The following is a 19,187-nucleotide window of genomic DNA, read 5'->3' on the forward strand; positions in this document are numbered from 1 at the left end:
CCTCCCGCGCCGCGGCGCGCGGATCCTCCGCGTCCTGTCCGGCGGCGGTCCGTGGCTCGGGGGCCGGCTCGGGCGGGTCGACCCTCACGGGGCGCGGGCGTTCCGGGTCGGGGGAGGTCATCGCGGGCCATGGTCACGGGGGGCGGGGCTCGGCAGGCGAGCGCCGTGCGGTGTCCGACCGGTTCTAGACCATCTCGCGCGGGCAAAGCTACGCCGTTCCGGGACGGCCCGCGGGCCTGGGCCGGCCGGCCTCCGCGTGGCGGCCGCGCAGGCGGAAGGCCAGGATCACCAGCAGGAGCCCGAAGACCAACGTGTAGCTGCCGACCCACCAGGCCAGGACCAGCGCCGACATTCCGGGATCGATCAGCAGCGCGATCCCGAACAGGATCGAGACGCCGCCGCCGAGCACCAGCCACCAGCGCCCGTAATGGGCATGCAGGCGGAAGCCCGCCGCGACCATCAGGCCGCCGGTGACGAGCGCCCAGAACGCCACGAGGTAGACGAAGGCCCAGACGGCCGCCGCCGGCACGAGGATTGCCGCGACGCCGACGACGATGTCGAGGAGGCCTTCGAGGAGGAGGAAGCCCCAGCGCTCGTGGCGCTGCGCCGCGCGCACCGAGGCGAGGATTCCGACGATGCCGTCGACCAGCATGTAGGCGGCGAAGAACAGCACCAGCGACAGGACGAAGGCACCCGGCGCCACGAAGGCGATCAAGCCGAACAGCATCGCGACGATGCCCCGCAGGGCCATCAACCACCAGTTGCGGGCGAGCACCGTGCTCATCGCGTCGAGGCGCGCGAGGCCGCCCGGACCGGCGGCACCGGGCGGGATCGGGGGAGAACCGGCCGACATACGCAGCTCCTGTCGTTTGCGGACAACCGAAATTCCGTCCGGCATGCCCGAAAACGCGCACCGGATTTCCGGCGTTCCGTCCGGCCGCGGAAGGCGCCCGCAATCGTGATCCGCGCCGGGAACCATCGTGCGCGCTACTTCTTGTTGTCCCCGAGGCGGGTGTTTCGGGCGGCGCGGTCTTCGATCGCGCAGCCTCTGGATGCGTGCGGACGATCAGTCGATGCTTCAGGATCATGAGACCGTGGGTCCCCGGACCGCACGCGATGATGCGGCGCGGCCCCTCGACCCGAACAGCCGGGTCCCCGTCGCGGGCGAGGCGCCCGGAGGAAGCCGCGAAACCGATGCGCCGCCCGGAGCGGGCCGGGCGCGGGACGACGAACAGGACGCTCCCGAACGATCCGCCCGTGGCGGGAACGGCGCGGCGGACAGGCCTTCCGGCGACGGATCGTCCCCGGACGATCCGGATTCGGGCGGGACGTCGGCGAAGGCGCCGAACCTCCTGCGCCGGCATCCGTTCTGGGCGCTCGGCGTCGCGGTCGCGGTCGTCGCCGTGGCGGCCGGCGCCTACGTCTACTGGCTGACCCGCCTGCACCCCTTCGAATCCACCGACGACGCCTTCGTGGATGCGCGGCAATTCTCCATCGCGCCGAAGGTCGCCGGCTACATCGTCGACGTGCCGGTCACCGACAACCAGCATGTCGAGACCGGGGCCGTCCTGTTCCAGATCGACCGGCGCGACTACGAGGTGGCCCTGGCGCAGGCCCGCGCCCAGGTGGCCTCGGCCGAAGCCTCGATCCACAACTTCGAAGCGCAGATCGAGGGCCAGAAGGCTCAGGTGGCCGCCTCCGAGGCGGAGGTGACGCAGGCCGAAGCGTCCCTGAAATTCGCCCGCGAGGACGCGGCCCGCTACCGCGACCTCGCCGAGAAGGGCGCCGGCACGATCCAGCGCTCGCAATCCTCGTCCTCGACGCTCGACCAGCAGCAGGCCGCCTACGACCGCGCGAAGGCGACGCTCGTCGCGGCGCACACCCAGGTCGGCGCCCTGGCCGCACAGAAGGCGGGCGCGGAGGCGAGCCTCGCCACCGGCAGGGCGCAGGTGGCCCAGGCCGAGCTCAACCTCGGCTACACCACGGTGACGGCGGCCCAGCCGGGCCGGGTCGTGCAACTCTCGGGCGCCAAGGGCCAGTTCGCCCAGGCCGGGCAGGCGCTCTCGACCTTCGTGCCCGACGACATCTGGGTGATCGCGAACTTCAAGGAGACGCAGATCACCGACATGCGGCCGGGCCAGCACGCCGACATCGCGATCGACGCCTACCCGGAGCGCAAGATCACCGGACACGTGGATTCCGTGCAGCCCGGCTCCGGCACCGCCTTCAGCCTGCTCCCGGCCCAGAACGCCACCGGCAATTACGTGAAGGTGGTCCAGCGCATTCCGGTGAAGATCGTCGTCGACCAGTGGCCGACCGACGTCGCCATCGGACCCGGCATGTCGATCGTGCCCCGGGTGCATGTCCGATGAGCGCCGCCGCGGCGCAGGCGGGGGGCGAGCGGGGCGGCGGGGCCGGGGGAAAGGCGGAGGCCGCCGCGACGGCGCCGGGCGGGCACAACCCCTGGGCCATCGCCCTCGTCGTCTCGCTGGCGACCTTCATGGAGGTGCTCGACACCACGATCGCCAACGTGGCCCTGCGCTACATCTCCGGCGGCCTCGCGGTGGGACCCGACGAGGCGGCCTGGGTGGTGACGAGCTACCTCGTCGCCAACGCCATCGTGCTCACCGCGTCGAGCTTCCTCGCCAAGCGATTCGGGCGAAAAGCCTTCTTCATGTGGAGCATCGCGCTCTTCACCGTGGCCTCGGTGCTGTGCGGCTTCGCCTGGAACCTCGAATCGCTGCTCGTCTTCCGGGTGCTCCAGGGCCTGGGCGGCGGCGGCATGGCGCCGCTGGCCCAGTCGATCCTGGCCGATTCGTTTCCGCCGGCGAAGCGGGGCCAGGCCTTCGCGCTCTACGGCCTCGCCGTGGTGGTGGCGCCCGTGATCGGGCCGACGCTCGGCGGCTGGCTCTCCGACAACGTCTCCTGGCACTGGTGCTTCCTCATCAACGGCCCGATCGGCCTGATCGCGCTCGGACTGATGCACGTGCTGCTGCAGGATCCGCCGGGGGCGGTGGCGGAGCGCCGGCGCCTGCGCCGCGAGGGCGTGCGCTTCGACCTCGTCGGCTTCCTGCTCGTGGCCACCTTCCTCGGGGCGCTCGAAGTCGTCCTCGACGAGGGCCAGCGCAAGGACTGGTTCGGCTCGACCTTCATCATCGTGTTCGCGGTGATCTGCGCCGTCGCCTTCGTGGCGATGATCCCCTGGGAGCTGACCCGGAAGAACCCGGTGGTCGATCTCCGGCTGCTCGGGAGCCGCCAGTTCGGGTCGTGCTTCCTCGTCATGATGGCCACCGGCGCGATCCTGATCGCCACGACGCAGTTCGTGCCGCAGCTCGTGCAGGAATATTACGGCTACACCGCCACGCTGGCGGGCCTCGTCCTGGCGCCGGGGGGCCTCGTCACCGTCTTCATGATGCTGGTGATCGGCCGCATCTCGGGGCGTGTCCAGCCGAAGTACCTCATCGCGCTGGGCGCCGCGATCGTCTCCGCGGCGATGTACGACCTCACGCGGCTCTACGGCGACACCAGCTTCTGGTTCTTCGCCTGGTCGCGCATCTACATCGGCATCGGCCTGCCGATGATCTTCATCTCCATCACCGCGGCCTCCTACGAGGGCATCGGCAAGTCGCAGACCGACCAGGCCTCGGCGCTGATCAACGTCGCCCGCAACGTCGGCGGCTCGATGGGCGTGTGTCTCGCCCAGAACGTGCTCGCCTACCGGCAGCAGTTCCACCAGAGCCGGCTCGGAGAGAACATCTCCAGCGCCAACCCGAACTACCAGGAGTCCCTGCGGGCGGCGACGCAGTACTTCCAGGCCCATGGGGCGTCCGGCGTCGAGGCGCAGAAGCAGGCCATCGCCTGGATCGGCCAGCAGCTTCAGACCCAGGTGGCGTATTGGGGCTACATCGACGTGTTCTGGTCGCTCTGCCTGGTCTCGGGGGCGGCGGTGCCGCTCGCGATGATCCTCAGCAAGGTCAAGCTCGGCGGCGGCGGCGCGCCGGCCGGGCATTGACTCACTCGGCCGGGGCCGTCGCCTCGGTGACGTGCACGCGAAGCGCCGGGGCGGTCGCGGGCGGGGCATCGGTGTCGATCTCGGAGAGCATCACCTCCGCCTTCGGCTCGGACGGCACCAGGGCGGCGACGCCTTCGTAACGGTCGAGGCGGCGGTCGATCATTCCGCCGATCTTCTCGCGGACCTCGGCGACCGTGAGGCTGCGGCGGCCCTTGCCGGCCTTCTCGGTGAACAGGCTGCGGTTCGCCTTCGCCGCGGCCTTGAAGACCTGCTGGGCGACCTGGCCCGGCTTCTCGGCGTTCAGCGCCAGGAAGCGTCCGGCGCTGGCGGTGCCGAGGAAATGCGCGAAGTAGAGCTCGGCGGTGGAGAGGTCCCGGCCGATGCGCTGCTCGATCCGGCCCTTGTCGCGGTTGATGAGCTCGCCCGCCATCAGGGCGGCGACGTAGGGGTCCTGGCGCAGGCGCAGCACGCGACTGCGCATCGCCTCGTCCGCGATCGTGATGGCGCTGCCGCGCCCCTTCACCGCGCCGGCTTCCTCGGCGAGCCCGTGACGGGCGCCGTAGGTGCGGATGAGTTCGAGCCAGGTGCCCGACAGGAACTGGAACAAGCCCTCGGCGGAGGAGGTGGACGCCTTCACCGTGGTGGAGAAGCTCGATTCCTTGTCGGCCAGCGCCATCATGTAGACCGGGTCGACGCCCGTCTCGGTGGCGGCGCGAAGAATGGTGTCGACGATCTCGCGCGGCACGGCCATGTCGCCGAAGCGCAGGCGCTCGGCGCCGGACGCGTCGCGGCTCGGCGCGAGGGACGCGAGGTCGCTCTCGATCAGCGACAGGGTCGCGGGCTCCTGCTCGACCACCGGAACCCCGGCCCAGTCGGACGCGTTCGGAAGCTCGAGCGAGATCTCGGGGACGGGCGCGGACTGGTCCCGGACGAGGGCCTGCGCCGCCTGGGCGCGCTCGTCGATCCGGTCGTGGGCCGCCGCGGCGGGCGCCAGGGCGTTCTGCGGCAGGGCGCCGCCCAGGAGTGCGCCCGTCACGAGGGTCGCGAGGGTGCGGCGGCGAAGGGTGGCGAAGGTCCGGCGCGTCCGGCGCCCGGTCCGCGGCAGCCACGCCACGGTATCGTCGGCTTCGAAGGTCCCGTTGGGCACGAGACGGCTCACGTCGTCGGCGCAGGGCGCCGGCTCCGGGAAAACCCCCATCATTGGTCCTTGTTCGTGCCGCCGCCTTCGTCGGGCGCGGCTTCGTTGTCGTTCAGCGAGGGGACGTCTCGCCGGTCGCTGTGACCAGAATGGGACAGCTCCGTGATTCAACGATGGCAGGCTTAAGGATGGGTTAAGCCATTGTGTTTACGAATTTTTAACGCTTCGTTCGGACGCCGTTCACGCGGCCCGCGTCAAAAAGGCGTTCTGGCCAGGGTTGGAACGCAACCCCGGTAGCCCAGTTAGTGAGGCCTGAGCGGAACGGCCCCCAGGTTGGGACAGGCTCCCGTTCGACCTGAAGAAGGAAGCCGTTTTCCAATGAGCATGCAGACCGGTCGCCGAGTCGGCGTTGCGTTCGTTGGCATGGGTGGCGCTGTCGCCACCACCGCCATCGCAGGCATCGAGATGATCAAATCCGGCTCGAACCGCCTCGATGGCCTGCCCCTCGCAGGCGTCTCCGTCCCCGGGATGGCCGATTACAAGGACCTCGTGTTCGGCGGATGGGACCTGAACGACGATGACCTCGGCTCCGCCGCCACCGGTCACGGCGTCCTCACCGCCCAGGACATCGAGAACGGCGCCCAGGTCCTGAAGGGCATCAAGCCCTGGCCTGCCGTCGGCAGCGCCAAGTTCTGCAAGAACATCGAGGGTGCCAACCGCATCGTCGCCAAGGACCACCGCGAGGCGGTCTCGGTCATCGCCAACGACCTCCGGCGCTTCAAGGCCGAGAGCAACCTCGACGAGGTCGTGGTCATCAACCTCGCCTCCACCGAGCGCTGGCCCAACCTCTCCGATCCGACCCTGAACTCCACCGCCGCCTTCGAGAAGGGCCTCGACAGCAGCGACGAGTCGATCAGCCCGGCGATGCTCTACGCCTATGCGGCGATCAAGAGCGGCGTGCCCTACGCCAACTTCACCCCGAGCGTCGCCGCCGACGTGCCGGCCCTGCTCGAACTCGCCAAGGAGATGAACGTCCCCGTGGCGGGCAAGGACGGCAAGACCGGCCAGACCATGATGAAGACGGTGCTGGCCCCGGCGCTCAAGGCCCGCGCCCTGCACGTGGACGGCTGGTTCTCGACCAACATCCTCGGCAACCGCGACGGACTCGCCCTCAACGACAAGGACTCGCTCCAGTCGAAGCTCAACACCAAGGGCACGGTGCTGGACTCGATCCTCGGCTACCCGGTCGAGGATCACTTGGTCCACATCCACTATTACCGCCCGCGCGGTGACGACAAGGAAGCCTGGGACAACATCGACGTCACCGGGTTCCTGGGCCAGCGCATGCAGATCAAGGTCAACTTCCTCTGCAAGGACTCGATCCTGGCCGCGCCCCTCGTCATCGAGATCGCCCGCGTGCTCGACCTCGCCAAGAAGCGCGGCGACGGCGGCCCCCAGGAGCAGCTCTCGAGCTTCTTCAAGGCCCCGATGGTGAAGAACGGCCACGGCCCCGAGCACGACTTCGGCAAGCAGCAGACGATGCTGCTCGATTGGCTCGGCGGCACGCACTGATGCCGACCCGGACGGAGGGCGCCGGTCCCGCGGCCCCGCCGGCGCTTCGCGCCCTCCTCGTCGAAGTCGGCGACCTCAAGCGCGTGCACTCCGCCGGGCGGACCGGCTCCATCGCCGAACGCCTGTTCGCGCAGGGTTGGGGTGCCCTCACCGGGGGCGCCCCGCCCGAGGCCGTCGCCCTCGACATCACCGCCAAGGCGCTCGCCGCCGCCCGCCTCTGCGATCTCGACGCCGCGTTCCTCGGCGCCGCAGGGCTCGACGCGCGGACCACGGCGGACATCCTGGTCTCGGGCTTCGACGCCGTCACCGACAGCGTCGAGCCCGGTCTGCGGGACCGGTTGCGGGCGGCCCTGCGCGTGCCGGCGACCGTCGTGCCGGGTCCCCTGCCGGGCTTCGTCGCCGCCCTGGCGCATCAGCCGCGCGCGGGCGTGACCTGTCCCGGCAAGCCCCGCATCCTGCTGGAGCCGCCCGAGAACCATGCCGAGCACTGCCTCATGGTGGCGGTCTACGGCGTCGTGCTCAGCCCGTTCTACCGGGCCGACCCGACGATGGTCTTCCTCGCCGCCATGGCGCACCACTTCCACAACGCGGCCATGCCGGATGCCGGCTTCACCGGCGAGATGCTGCTCGGCGACCACCTCCTGCCGATCATGGCGCGCACCACGCAATGGGCCCTCGACGAACTCGACCCCGCCCTGCGCGAGACGGTGGAGCGCGCGCGCGGCGTCCTGCCCGACGACGCCACGGCGGAGGGCCGCGCCTTCCATTCCGCGGACTGCATCGACCGCGTGCTCCAGATCGCGCAGCACCTGCGGGCCGCGACCCTGACCATGGGCACCGTCCTCGACGAGATGGAACTCGTGCATGCGGGCCCGGTGAAGGGCTTCCACGACCGCGTGCTGAAGGACATGCAGATCCCGTGAACTCACCTCGCGACCGCGCGGGCGCCCCGTCATGATCCCCTTCGATCTTCGCTCGCCGGAGACCGGCGAGCCCCTCAAGGCCGACACCGCGCACTCGCTCCGCGAGGCCCGCAGCGGTGCGCGCTGGCCGGTGATCGACGGCATCCCCTATCTGCGGACCAACCGCGCCGACCTCGTCGCGCAGACGCTCGGGCTGCTGGATGCCGGCCAGGCGGACCTCGCCCTCGAAGGGCTCCTCGCGGACCAGGACGAATGGTGGACCGGCCCGCCGGCCGACCCCCTCGAACTGCACGAACTGGTGCGCGAGCGGGACAGGCGCTCGTTGCGCGACGCGGTCCGGCTCCTCGGCTGGGGCCGGGTCGGCGATTACTTCCTGCATCGCTGGACCGATCCGACCTTCCTGGCTGGCCTCGCCCTTCTCGAGGCACATTGGAACGACCCGATCTGCGTGTTCGAGTTCGCCTGCGGCATCGGCCACTACCTGCGCGAGTTCCAGACGCGCGGCGTCAAGGTGGCGGGCGCGGACGTCGTCTTCGCCAAGCTCTGGGTCGCGCGGCACTGGGTGGTCGGCAAATCGGCGCAGCTCGTCTGCTTCGATGCCAATTCGCCCCATTGGCCGATCCCGGACGCGCCGATCGACCTCGTCGTCTGCAACGACGCGTTCTACTTCCTCGACCGCAAGGCCGAGGTGCTGGAAAATCTGCGCCAGAACGCCGGCGACGACGGCTGGCTCGCCCTCAGCCACATCCACAACAGCGACTGCCCGGGCTTCTCGGCGGGGCGGGCCGTCTCGGCGGCCGAGATCGACGAGCTCTTTCCCGACGGCCTCGTCTACGACGACGGCGACCTGACCAGGGCGATGCTGGAGCGGCGCGCGCCCTCCCCCCGCAAGCCCCAGGACCTGATGGGCTGCGAGGCCTTCTCGGTGGTGGCGGGTCCCGGCATGCGCCCGGCCCCACGGTCCGTGATCGACGGCATCACCGTGCCGCGCCCCGGCCGGATGCTCCGTCTCAACCCGCTCTACGTCGGCGGGGGGAGTGGCCGGCACGCGATCCGCTGGCCGTCCGAGCGCTACGAGGCGGAATATGCGGCGCGCGCCACCTATCCGCCGACCTTCACCGGGCCGGGCACCCTCGACTGGAAGGGCGACCTCGACGCGCCCGAGGCCGACCGGGTCCGCGACCGGACCTATGTCGACCTGCCGGAGCGCTGGTGATGGCCTCGCCGGATCAGGCTCCCGTCGCCTGGGGCATCGTCGGGTACGGCTGGGTGGCACGCGACTACATGGCGCCGGGCATCCGCGCGGCGGGGCACCGGCTGGTCGCCGTCGCCGATCCGGGCGAGGCTTCGCGCGCCGCGGCGCAAGCCGAGGGCGCCCGGGCCTATGCGCGCCTCGCCGACCTCGTGAACGACCCGGAGATCGAGGCGGTCTACGTCGCCACGCCGAACCACCTGCACCGGGAGGCGATCGAGGCGCTGGCCGGCTCCGGCAAGGCGATCCTGTGCGAGAAGCCGATGGCGGCCTCGCTCGGTGACGCCGAGGCGATGGTGGCGGCCTTGGCGCGTGGCGACACCTTCTACGGCACCGCCTTCGATCAGCGCCATCACCCGGCCCACCGGGCCATGCGGGCCGCCATCCGCGCGGGCCGTCTCGGGACCGTCACGGCGATCCGCATCGTCTATGCCTGCTGGCTTCCGCGGGCCTGGACCTCGTTCAGTGGCCAGGACAACTGGCGCATCGATCCGGCCAAGGCCGGCGGCGGCGCCCTGATGGACCTCGCGCCGCACGGCCTCGACCTCGTCGATTTCCTCCTCGACGAATCGATCCACGATCTTTCCGCCCTGACCCAGACCCGGGCGCAGGATTACGCCGTGGACGACGGCGCCCTCCTGATCGGCCGCACGCCCTCCGGAATCCTCGCCAACCTGCACGTCGCCTACAATTGCCCGGACGCCCTGCCGCGGCGGCGGCTCGAAGTGACCGGCACGAAGGGCCTGCTCACCGCGGTCGACACCATGGGCCAGGTGGCCGGCGGCACCCTGTCGTTCACCGACGGGTCAACCGGCGCATCGGACACTCTGCCCTTCGACGGGGAGGCCTCGCCCTTCCTCGAACAGGTGAAGGCCTTCGGCTCGGCGCTGCGCCGGCCGGCGGAGCGCGACGCCTACAGCGCGACGCGCGACCTTCACACCATGCGCTTGCTGGCCCGCGCCTACGCCGCGTTGCCCTGAGGAACGGAACACCACGACCGTGAACGAGCAGGACCAGGACGACCGCGCCCGCCACAGCCGGATCAAGGCGCCGCGCGCCTACACCTACGGCGCCCCCCGCCGGATCGAGGGCCTGCCCGCGGCGCTGCCCGAACCGGTGCGCGCCTATCTCGACATCCTGCCCGAGGGCCGCATCGTCGGCTTCCCCCTGGCGCCGCTGGACCGCACCGGCATCCCAGTTTGGTTCGTGTCCCTGTTCCTCGACGATCCGTTCTTCGTCGGCGCCATGCCGAGCGGCATCGGCTACGGCGCCACCGACGACGAGGCGCTCATCGGCGCGGTGGCGGAGATCGCCGAGAACCTGATGCCGTCGCTGGCGGTGATGCCGCGCCAGAAGGAGCGCGCCAGCTACGACGATCTCGTGCGGGTCTACGGCGCCGGAGCGGTCGCCGACCCCCTCACGCTCTGCCTGCCGGCCGGCAGCCCGGTGGGGCGCGCCACCACCCTCGAATGGACGCCGAGCCTGCGCGCCCGCACCGGCGAGACGGTGCTGATGCCGCTCGACATCGCCGCCACCGACTATTTCGAGCTGTCGGAGGGCTACAAGCCCTTCACCAACCTCATCACCAACGGCCTCGGCGCCGGGCCGGACGTGGACTTCGCGCTCGGCCACGGCCTCCTCGAACTCCTGCAGCGGGACGGCAACGGCCTGCTGTTCCGCGCCCTCGACCAGGGCGTGCTGCTCGATCTCTCGGAGGGGCTCGGCCCCGAGACGCGCGGCATGCTCGACCGGCTCGAATCCCTCGGGATCAAGGCGCTGCCGAAATTCGCCACCGACCAGTTCGGCCTGACCAACCTGTACGTCGTCGGCTACGACCGGAATCTCGCCGACACGCCGGTGCCGATCGCGCTCTCCGCTTGCGGCGAAGCCTGCGATCCGGACCGCGAGCGCGCGCTGCGCAAGGCGCTCCTCGAATTCCAGGCCGCCCGCGTGCGCAAGGCCTTCGGCCATGGCCCGCTGGCCTTCGCCGAGCGGGTGACGCCCCCGGGCTACGTCAAGGCGTTCATCGACAAGGCGCTGCCGAGCCTCGACCTGGAGGAAAGCCGCGCCCTCAAGGCGATGCTCGAATGGATCGTGCAGCCGCCGGAGGGCATCGCCGCGACCCTGCGCGACACCGTCTATTCCGAGCGCGCCACCAAGCGCTTCTCGGAATTGCCGACGACGGACGCGCCGGACGGGCATGCCCGGGGCCGCATCGCCCGCGAGCGGCTGGAAGAGGCCGGCTTCGACGTCCTCTACGTGGAATGCTCGCCGCCCGGCGGCTCGGTGGGCGTGGTCAAGGCCATCGTGCCGGGGCTCGAGGTCGAGACCATGAGCTATCACCGCATCGGCGAGCGCAACGCGCGCAAACTCATCGAGCGCGACCACCCGCTGATCCGCTTCGGGACCGCCACCGACACCCTGAAGCCCGTGCGCCTCACACCGGAAGCCATCGAGCGCTTCGGCGGGCAGCCGCTGTTCGACACGGCGCTTGCCGACCGGATCGTCGGCTCGCACTACCCGCTCTACCGCGAGCCGGAATCGCACCACGCGCCGTTCCGTCTGGCGCAGCAGGGACGCGCCGCATGAGTCTGCGCTTCGCCTACAACACCAACGGCACCGCCAACCACCGCCTCGACGACGCGATCGACCTCATCGCGGAGGCCGGCTACCAGGGCGTGGCGCTGACCCTCGACATCCACCACCTCGACCCCTTCGCCGAGACCTGGCTGCAGGAGGCGCAGCGGGTGTCGAGCCGCCTGCAGCGCCTCGGCCTCGGCTCGGTGATCGAGACCGGCGCGCGCTTCCTCCTCGACCCCAGGGCCAAGCACGAGCCGACCCTGGTGAGCGGCGACGCCGCCGGCCGGGCCCGCCGCATCGGCTTCCTCAAGCGGGCCATCGACATCGGCGCGGTGCTGCATTCGGAAGCCGTCTCGTTCTGGGCCGGCGTGCCGAAGCCCGGCATCGACGCGGACGAGGCGCGCGGCTGGCTGCGCGAGGGCCTGACCGAAATCCTCGCCTACGCCGCCGAGCAGAAGGTGGTCGCCTGCCTGGAGCCCGAGCCCGGCATGCTGATCGAGACCCTGGACGACTACGCCGCCCTCGACATTCCCGGCCTGCGCCTCGCCCTCGACACCGGCCACTGCCTCGTCACGAACGAGCGCGACCCGGCCGCCGCCGTGACCGAATTCGCCGACCGCATCGGCACCGTGGCCATCGAGGACATGGCGCGCGGCGTGCACGTCCACCTGCCCTTCGGCGAGGGCGACATGGACGTCCCGTCGGTGCTCGATGCCCTCGACGCGATCCATTTCGAAAAGCTGGTCTGCGTCGAGCTCTCGCGCGAGAGCCACCGGGCCGACCTGATGGTGCCGGCCTCGCTGAAATACCTGCGCGACTGCCGCAATCCCAACCCGGGAGCCTCCGCGTGAGGATCTGCTTCGTCTCGCGCCGCTACTTCCCGGCGATCTCCGGCATGAGCGTCTACGCGCAGAACCTCCTGCGCGAGCTCGTCGCGGCCGGCCACGACGTCACGATGATCTCCCAGTATCGCGGCGACGCCTTCGGCACCCGCGTCTATGGCGGCGGCCCGCCCCCCGCCGTGCCGGGCGTCACCGTCATCGGCCTGGAGCAATTGGGCGAGCAGGAGCGCGGCGATTTCGAGCGCGACATCGACACGATGGTCGCCACCATCCAGGCCGAGCACGCGAAGAAACCCTTCGACATCCTGCACGCGCAGTACGGCTACCCGACCGGCTGGGCCACGCTCCTGGCATCGCGAGCCATCGGCGTGCCGAACGTGGTCTCGATCCAGGGCGGCGACGGCCACTGGGTGGGCTCCTGCTGCGAGACGCACCGGGTCGCCATGTGCGCGGTGCTGGCCCACGCCAACGCGCTCCTGATCGGGGGCGCCTCCTTCGTGGGCGAGGTCTGCGACCGGCTCGGCTCGGATCCGGCCCGCTTCACCATCGTGCCGGGCGCCGTCGACACCGCGCGCTTCACGCCCGGACCCGGCGGGCATCCCGGCCCGGTCCGGCTGTTCTATCACGGCCGCGTCGACCGCCGGAAAGGCGTGCTCGACTTCATCGACGCCCTCGCGGTGGTGCGCGCCCTCGCCATCCCGTTCGAGGCGATCATCTCGGGCATCGGGCCGGACGTGGACTCCTCGAAGGCCCGCGCGGCGGAACTGGACTTCTCGGAGGCCGAGATCCGCTTCACCGGCTATGCCGACTACGACACCGTCCCGGATCTCTACCGGAATGCGGACGTGTTCGTGTCGCCGACCTACGCGGAAGGGTTCTCCAACACCATCCTGGAGGCGATGGCGGCCGGCCTCGCCGTGGTCTCGACCCATTCGGTCGGCGTCTCGGACTGCCTGCGGGACGGCGAGAACGGCCTGATGGTCCAGCCCGGCGACGTGGCCGCGCTGGCCGAGGCGCTGGCCCGGGTGATCGAGGACGCGCCCCTGCGCCGGCGCCTCGCCGAGGATGGCCTCGCCGAGTGCCGGCGGGTCTATTCCTGGCGTGCGGTCGGGCGCCAGATCATGGAGGTCTACGGGAGCGTGGTGAACGAGCGGCCGGCGGGGGATTTCGCCCCGACCCTGCCGCACGATCCGTCCTGCCGCTTCCGCGCCGAACCGCACCTGCTCTGAGCCGATGCCCAGCGCGCTCGCCCTGTCGCCCCATCTCGACGACGCCGCCTTCTCCTGCGGCGGCCTCCTCCACGCCCTCGGCGCGGCGGGGTGGGGCGTGGCGACCGTCACGGTGTTCACCGGTTCCGTGGCGAACCCGACCGGCTTCGCCCTCGCCTGCCAGACCGACAAGGGGCTCGGGCCGGAGGTCGACTACATGGACCTGCGCCGGGCCGAGGACGCGGCGGCGATCCGCGCCCTCGGGCTGGCGCCCCCGCGCCACCTGCCCTTCCGCGAGGCGCCCCATCGCGGCTACGCCGCGGCACCCGAGCTGTTCCGGGACGTCCGGGCCGACGACGGGATCGTGCCCGACCTGACCGCGGCCTTCCGGGCGCTCCTTTCCGAGACGGCGCCCGACCTGATCCTGGCGCCCCAGGCCATCGGCGGCCATGTCGACCACGTCCAGTTGGTCCGCGCCCTCGATGCGACCGAGCCCACGGCGCCGATCCTGTGGTGGCGCGACTTTCCCTACACCGTGCGCGACCAGAGCCCGAAGGAGCCCCTGCGCGCGCGCTTCGCCGACCTGCCGGAGGCGGAGATCCGCTTCGGCCCCGAGGGGCGCGAGGCGAAGGCCGCGGCCTGCGCCGCCTATGCGACGCAGCTCGGGTTCCAGTTCGGCGGCCCGGAGGGCCTCGTCCGGCGCCTGGCACAGGAGGGCGGCATCGAGCGCTTCCGCCGGCAGGGCAGCCTGCCGGACGGCCTGGGGCGCCTCCTCGCCGATGCCGGCTGAGGCGCTGCCCGCCGACCCGATGAGCCTGCGCGACCCGCACGTCCTCGTGGCGCGAAGGGCCCTGCTCGACAGCCCCCACATCGCTCCGATCCGTGCCCTCGCCCGGCAGGTCGCGGAGGCCCGCGGCGCCGAGGTTCCCGATCCCGATCCCCTCGACGGCGGCATCGAGGCCCGCCTGCTGCTGCTCCTGGAGACGCCGGGGCCGGGCATCCGCGGCACCGGATTCGTCTCGCGCGACAACCCCACCGGGACCGCCGCCAACCTGTTCCGCTTCCTCGCCGGGGCCGGGATCGCCCGCCGCGACAGCCTGATCTGGAACACGATCCCGTGGGTGATCCACGCGCCCGGCGCCTTGAACCGCGCCCCGCGCCGGTCCGAGGTGACGCAGGCCCTGCCCTGCCTCGCACCGCTCCTCGCCTGCCTGCCGCTGCTCCGCGTCGTCGTGCTGTCCGGACGGGTCGCCGGCATGGCGCGGCCTGAGCTGGAGGCCCTTCGCCCGGACCTGACGGTGATCGCGGTGCCGCATCCGAGCCCGACCTTTGTCTGCACCGCGCCGAGCGTCGCCGAGCGCATCCGGGCGGGCCTGGCCGAGGCGCAGGCTTGCATCGCCGGTGGGCATTGCGCCTCTCTCGCTGGCAATTGCCGGCCGAAGCCCCTAAATGCGGGCGACGGGCCGTGGTCCGGCACAAGCTCGGGTTGACCCATGCCGCCGATGCGGCCGCGTGCGGGGAGCCCAGCGGAGGCGGACGCCGACACGATGAACTTTGCCAGACAGCAGAAGCAGATCGAGACGGCCGAGGCGCTCGCGCCCGAGGCGTCTCCGATCGACGCGGCGGACGAGGCACCGCCGAAATCCGGCCTTCGCGGACGCTACGCCTGGCTCGGCACCATCGCCAGCCTCGCGATCCTGGCGGGCTCGCTGTTCGTGCTGTGGAAGCTCGTCGAGACGGTGACCTGGGCCGAGATGCACGCCGCCTTCACCGGCGCCTCGGCCGAACAGCTCACCTTCGCCTTCCTGTTCGTGGGGCTGAGCTATCTTTTCCTCACCTGCTACGACGCCCTGGCGCTCCGGCAGCTCAAACTGAAGGTGCCCTATCGAACGACGGCCCTGGCCTCGTTCACCAGCTACGCCGTCAGCTTCACCCTCGGCTTCCCGCTCCTGACGGCGGGGACGATCCGCTACTGGATCTACTCCGACAAAGGCCTGGGGCCGGCCAAGATCGCCGCCCTGACGGTGATCGCCGGCTTCACCTTCTGGCTCGGGATGGGCGTGGTCCTCGGCCTCAGCCTCATCGTGGAGGCGGGCCAGCTCGCCGCCCTCACCTTCACCAGCATCGCCCTGAACCAGGGCGTCGGCTTCGGGGCGCTCGTCGCCGTCGTGGCCTACCTGCTCTGGGTCTCGCTGAAGCGCCGCCACGTGCGCGTGAAGAGCTGGCGGCTCGAGCTGCCCGGCGCCTCGGTCTCCCTGAGCCAGATGGTGGTGGGCATCGGCGACGTCTGCGCGGCGGCGGCCACGCTCTACGTGCTCCTGCCGGCGGGCACCTCCATCGGCTTCACCACCTTCGTGGCGATCTACGTCCTGGCAGCAATGCTGGGCATCGCCTCGAACGCGCCGGGCGGCATCGGCGTGTTCGAGGCGACGATCCTGCTCGCGCTGTCGAGCCTGCCCCGCGACCAGGTGCTCGGATCGCTGCTGCTGTTCCGGGTCTGCTACTACCTCGTGCCCTTTGTCATCGCACTGGTCATGTTGACCGTGTACGAGGTCGTCAAGCGCAGCCGGGGCGCCAGGACCCGAGGCGCGCCGTAGAGCCGGGAGGGTTCGCATGGCACGGGGCGCGCGCCGATCATCCTGGACCGCCGCCGCCGTCGCGACCCTCGGCCTCGGGGTGTTCGCCGCGGGCCGGGGCACCCTCGACGGCCCGATGATCGCGGCCTCCCTCGTCGTCCTCTGCCTCGGCGGCTTCATCGGCAGCCTCGGACGCACCCGCATCGTGCGCACGCCCGAGAGCCCCGGGACCAGCCGCCACTCCGTGGCGGAGGCGCTGCTCGCCAACATTCCCGACCCCGTCATCCTGGTGGATCGCCGCGCGGTGGTGATCGAGGTCAACCCCGCCGCCCGCGCCCTGCTGCCGGCCCTGAAGCTGCGCCACCCGCTCTCCTTCGCCCTGCGCGCGCCGGACGTCCTCGACGGGATCGAGGAAGTGCTGCGTACCGGCGCCCCGCTCAAGACCCTCTACGCCACGCGCGTGCCCACCGAGCGCGCCTTCGAGGTGCAGATCGGCGCCCTGCCGATGCCGGACGGGGTCGTGGGCGGGCAGCCCAACGTCGTCCTGTTCCTGCGCGACCTCACCTCGGCCCGGCGCCTGGAGGCGATGCGGGTCGATTTCGTCGCCAATGCCAGCCACGAACTGCGCACGCCACTGGCCTCGCTCCTCGGCTTCATCGAGACGCTGCAGGGCCCCGCCCGCAACGACCCGCCGGCGCGCGAGCGCTTCCTCGGCATCATGAAGACCCAGGCGCAGCGGATGGCGCGCCTCGTGGACGACCTCCTGTCCCTGTCGCGGATCGAGCTGCGCGAGCACGTCGCGCCGACGCGCCCCGTCGACCTGACGCGGATCGCGCGGCAGATGGTGGACACGCAGGGGCCGCTGGCCCGCGACCGCGGGGTCGCGCTGAGCGTCGCGGCCGAGGGCGCCTTTCCCGTCCTCGGCGAGCGCGACGAGCTGCTGCGCGTGGTCGAGAACCTGATCGAGAACGCGGTGAAGTACGGCGGCAGCGGGGGCCGCGTGGAGATCGCCCTTCGCCGCCAGACCGATGCCGCGAGCGGGCGGGCGGGCGTCGAACTCGCCGTGCGCGACTACGGACCGGGCATCGCCGCCGAGCACATCCCGCGCCTGACCGAGCGGTTCTACCGGGTCGACGTCGCCTCGAGCCGCGACCAGGGCGGGACCGGCCTCGGCCTCGCCATCGTCAAGCACATCGTCAACCGGCACCGGGGCCGCCTGATCATCGAGAGCGTGCCCGACGAGGGCACCACCGTGCGGGCGATCTTTCCGGAATTCGTGGTCGCCGAGACCCGGGAGGCCCTGGCCGAGCCCGCCTGATGGATGGCGACCCGCTACCGGAACGGCGGCTCGTCGAAGCTGCGCAGCTTGCGCGAATGCAGGCCGTGGCGCTCGGCGCGCAGGTTGTCGAGGGCCGCGAGCCCGATGAGCAGGTGCTCGGCCACCGCCCGCTCGTAGAAGGCATTGGCCGCGCCCGGCAGCTTGATCTCGCCGTGGAGCGGCTTGTCGGACACGCAGAGCAGGGTGCCGTAGGGCACCCGCAGGCGGTAGCCCTGGGCCGCGATGGTGCCGCTCTCCATGTCGACGCCGATGGCGCGGGAGAGGTTGATGCGCCGCCGCTCCTGGCTGAAGCGGAGCTCCCAGTTGCGGTCGTCGTAGGTGACGACCGTGCCCGTCCGGAGCCGGCGCTTGAGGGCCTCGCTCTGCTCGCCGGTGACGTGGGCGGCCGCCGCCTGAAGGGCGAGCTGCACCTCGGCCAGCGCCGGCACCGGCACGTCGGGAGGCACCAACTCGTCGAGGATGCGGTCGCGGCGCAGGTAGCCGTGGGCGAGGACGTAGTCGCCGATGGTCTGCGACTGGCGCAGGCCGCCGCAATGGCCGACCATCAGCCAGCAATGCGGACGCAGGACCGCGAGGTGGTCGGTGATCGTCTTCGCGTTGGAGGGACCGACGCCGATGTTCACCAGGGTGGTGCCCTGCTGGCTGCCGTCGGGTCCGCGCGCCACGAGGTGGTAGGCCGGCATCTGGTACTTGTGCCAGGGCGAGGCGGCGATCAGCGCCGCTGGATCGACGGAGGCGGCCTCCGCCCGCGAGACGGTGACGCCGCCCGGCAGGATCATCCGCTCGAAGCCTTCGTCGCCGCGCTTCAGGCGCTCGAGGCCGTGGCGGATGAAGCCGTCGACGTAGCGATGGTAGTTCGTCAGCAGGATCCAGGGCTGCACGTCGCCCCAGTCGCTGCCCGTGTAGTGCACGAGGCGGCGGAGCGAGTAGTCGGTGCGGATCGCGTCGAAGAGGGCGAGCGGGCGCGGCGCGTCGGGCACGTCGTGCCAGAGCCCGTCCGCGATCTCGTCGCCCACCACCGAGAGCAGCGGCACGGGGAAGTAGGTGGCGAGGTCCCGCGGGGTGACGCCGCTGCGTCCGAGATCGGCGCCCGGCTCGATGACGTAGGGATAGGGGATCTCCTGGGCGCTGAGGCCGACCTCGAGGGTGACGGCGTAGTCCCGCACCAGGGGACGCAGCTGCTCGAGCAGGTAGCCGCGGAAATGCGCCGGCTGGGTCACGGTGGTGGCGTAGGCCCCCGGCGCCTGAAGCTTGGCCGTGGCCCGCGAGACCTGCGGCATCGGCCCGGCGGGCTGGTAGGTGACCCGCAACTCCGGGTAGCGGAACTGCAGCCGCTCCGTCGCGTCCGGCGGCGGCCCGCCGTCGAGGTAGCGCGCGAGGGCCGAACGCAGCGCCTCGATCGCCCCGGCATGCAAGGCCGCTAGGCGGTCCACGGCGGTCTCGGGGTCGGAGACGGACTCCATCGGTCGCAACTCGTCGCGGATCACAGTGACTCCTGGCCAGGTCCTCGGTCCCCAGCGTCTTACACCCCGGGAACCGGAGAGGCGAACGCCTGGGCGCGGCGGAGTCCGTCGGAGTCGCGCGGCGCCGGCGCTCCCGATTTACCTGTCCGAACCGTCCATAGGTTCCAATCCAACCATTCCACTGCGCCTATGATTCCCTTAACATATGCGAGGCATCCATTCCGTCCCACGAAATTGAAGACTGGTTCCACGGACCGGCATAAGCGGCGACGACAGGGGAAA

The 19,187-nt window shown here is 71.2% G+C and carries 16 protein-coding genes; 13 read left to right on the top strand and 3 right to left on the bottom strand.

Going from position 1 to position 19,187, the window contains the following annotated elements:
* Positions 1-208 precede the first annotated feature (208 nt).
* Complete coding sequence (locus tag ACLBWX_RS09090; protein WP_447676754.1) at positions 209-853, bottom strand: HdeD family acid-resistance protein; 645 nt, start codon at positions 851-853, stop codon at positions 209-211.
* Positions 854-1,073: 220 nt separating this feature from the next.
* On the opposite strand from ACLBWX_RS09090, the gene ACLBWX_RS09095 reads away from it, so the two are divergent.
* Together ACLBWX_RS09095 and ACLBWX_RS09100 are read left to right on the top strand one after the other, a co-directional pair.
* Positions 1,074-2,372 (top strand): HlyD family secretion protein, encoded by a 1,299-nt coding sequence (locus ACLBWX_RS09095; RefSeq protein ID WP_447676755.1) that lies wholly within the window; start codon positions 1,074-1,076, stop codon positions 2,370-2,372.
* On the top strand, positions 2,369-4,012 hold the full coding sequence (locus ACLBWX_RS09100; protein ID WP_447676756.1) for a DHA2 family efflux MFS transporter permease subunit: 1,644 nt from the start codon (positions 2,369-2,371) through the stop codon (positions 4,010-4,012). The genes ACLBWX_RS09095 and ACLBWX_RS09100 overlap by 4 nt, the downstream gene beginning before the upstream one ends.
* Before the next feature lies 1 nt (position 4,013).
* On the opposite strand, the gene ACLBWX_RS09105 is transcribed toward ACLBWX_RS09100, so the two are convergent.
* Complete coding sequence (locus ACLBWX_RS09105; RefSeq protein WP_447676927.1) at positions 4,014-5,210, bottom strand: transglycosylase SLT domain-containing protein; 1,197 nt, start codon at positions 5,208-5,210, stop codon at positions 4,014-4,016.
* Between the two features lie 318 nt (positions 5,211-5,528).
* Between ACLBWX_RS09105 and ACLBWX_RS09110 the strand changes: the two genes are divergently transcribed.
* From ACLBWX_RS09110 to ACLBWX_RS09160, 11 genes are read left to right on the top strand one after another with little or no spacing between them, the layout of a single operon-like run.
* Positions 5,529-6,722, top strand: coding sequence for an inositol-3-phosphate synthase (locus ACLBWX_RS09110; RefSeq protein WP_447676757.1), 1,194 nt, complete (start codon positions 5,529-5,531; stop codon positions 6,720-6,722).
* Positions 6,722-7,645 carry a hypothetical protein gene (locus tag ACLBWX_RS09115; protein WP_447676758.1) on the top strand — a complete coding sequence of 308 codons (924 nt, stop codon included), beginning with the start codon at positions 6,722-6,724 and terminating at the stop codon, positions 7,643-7,645. Before ACLBWX_RS09110 ends, ACLBWX_RS09115 begins: the two co-directional genes overlap by 1 nt.
* 31 nt (positions 7,646-7,676) lie before the next feature.
* Positions 7,677-8,861, top strand: coding sequence for a class I SAM-dependent methyltransferase (locus tag ACLBWX_RS09120; RefSeq protein WP_447676759.1), 1,185 nt, complete (start codon positions 7,677-7,679; stop codon positions 8,859-8,861).
* Positions 8,861-9,877 (top strand): Gfo/Idh/MocA family protein, encoded by a 1,017-nt coding sequence (locus ACLBWX_RS09125; RefSeq protein WP_447676760.1) that lies wholly within the window; start codon positions 8,861-8,863, stop codon positions 9,875-9,877. The genes ACLBWX_RS09120 and ACLBWX_RS09125 overlap by 1 nt, the downstream gene beginning before the upstream one ends.
* Positions 9,878-9,896: 19 nt before the next feature.
* Complete coding sequence (locus tag ACLBWX_RS09130; protein WP_447676761.1) at positions 9,897-11,486, top strand: YcaO-like family protein; 1,590 nt, start codon at positions 9,897-9,899, stop codon at positions 11,484-11,486.
* On the top strand, positions 11,483-12,328 hold the full coding sequence (locus tag ACLBWX_RS09135; RefSeq protein ID WP_447676762.1) for a sugar phosphate isomerase/epimerase family protein: 846 nt from the start codon (positions 11,483-11,485) through the stop codon (positions 12,326-12,328). Before ACLBWX_RS09130 ends, ACLBWX_RS09135 begins: the two co-directional genes overlap by 4 nt.
* Positions 12,325-13,548 (top strand): glycosyltransferase family 4 protein, encoded by a 1,224-nt coding sequence (locus tag ACLBWX_RS09140; RefSeq protein ID WP_447676763.1) that lies wholly within the window; start codon positions 12,325-12,327, stop codon positions 13,546-13,548. The genes ACLBWX_RS09135 and ACLBWX_RS09140 overlap by 4 nt, the downstream gene beginning before the upstream one ends.
* A 4-nt stretch (positions 13,549-13,552) precedes the next feature.
* Positions 13,553-14,317 carry a PIG-L deacetylase family protein gene (locus ACLBWX_RS09145; protein ID WP_447676764.1) on the top strand — a complete coding sequence of 255 codons (765 nt, stop codon included), beginning with the start codon at positions 13,553-13,555 and terminating at the stop codon, positions 14,315-14,317.
* Positions 14,307-15,017 (top strand): uracil-DNA glycosylase, encoded by a 711-nt coding sequence (locus ACLBWX_RS09150; protein ID WP_447676765.1) that lies wholly within the window; start codon positions 14,307-14,309, stop codon positions 15,015-15,017. The genes ACLBWX_RS09145 and ACLBWX_RS09150 overlap by 11 nt, the downstream gene beginning before the upstream one ends.
* 57 nt (positions 15,018-15,074) lie before the next feature.
* Positions 15,075-16,124 carry a lysylphosphatidylglycerol synthase domain-containing protein gene (locus ACLBWX_RS09155; RefSeq protein ID WP_447676766.1) on the top strand — a complete coding sequence of 350 codons (1,050 nt, stop codon included), beginning with the start codon at positions 15,075-15,077 and terminating at the stop codon, positions 16,122-16,124.
* 16 nt (positions 16,125-16,140) lie between these two features.
* Complete coding sequence (locus ACLBWX_RS09160; RefSeq protein WP_447676767.1) at positions 16,141-17,421, top strand: ATP-binding protein; 1,281 nt, start codon at positions 16,141-16,143, stop codon at positions 17,419-17,421.
* Positions 17,422-17,435: 14 nt separating this feature from the next.
* On the opposite strand, the gene ACLBWX_RS09165 is transcribed toward ACLBWX_RS09160, so the two are convergent.
* Positions 17,436-18,929, bottom strand: coding sequence for an AMP nucleosidase (locus ACLBWX_RS09165; RefSeq protein WP_447676768.1), 1,494 nt, complete (start codon positions 18,927-18,929; stop codon positions 17,436-17,438).
* Between the last annotated feature and the right edge of the window lie 258 nt (positions 18,930-19,187).

This window comes from Methylobacterium sp. M6A4_1b, assembly GCF_053345175.1.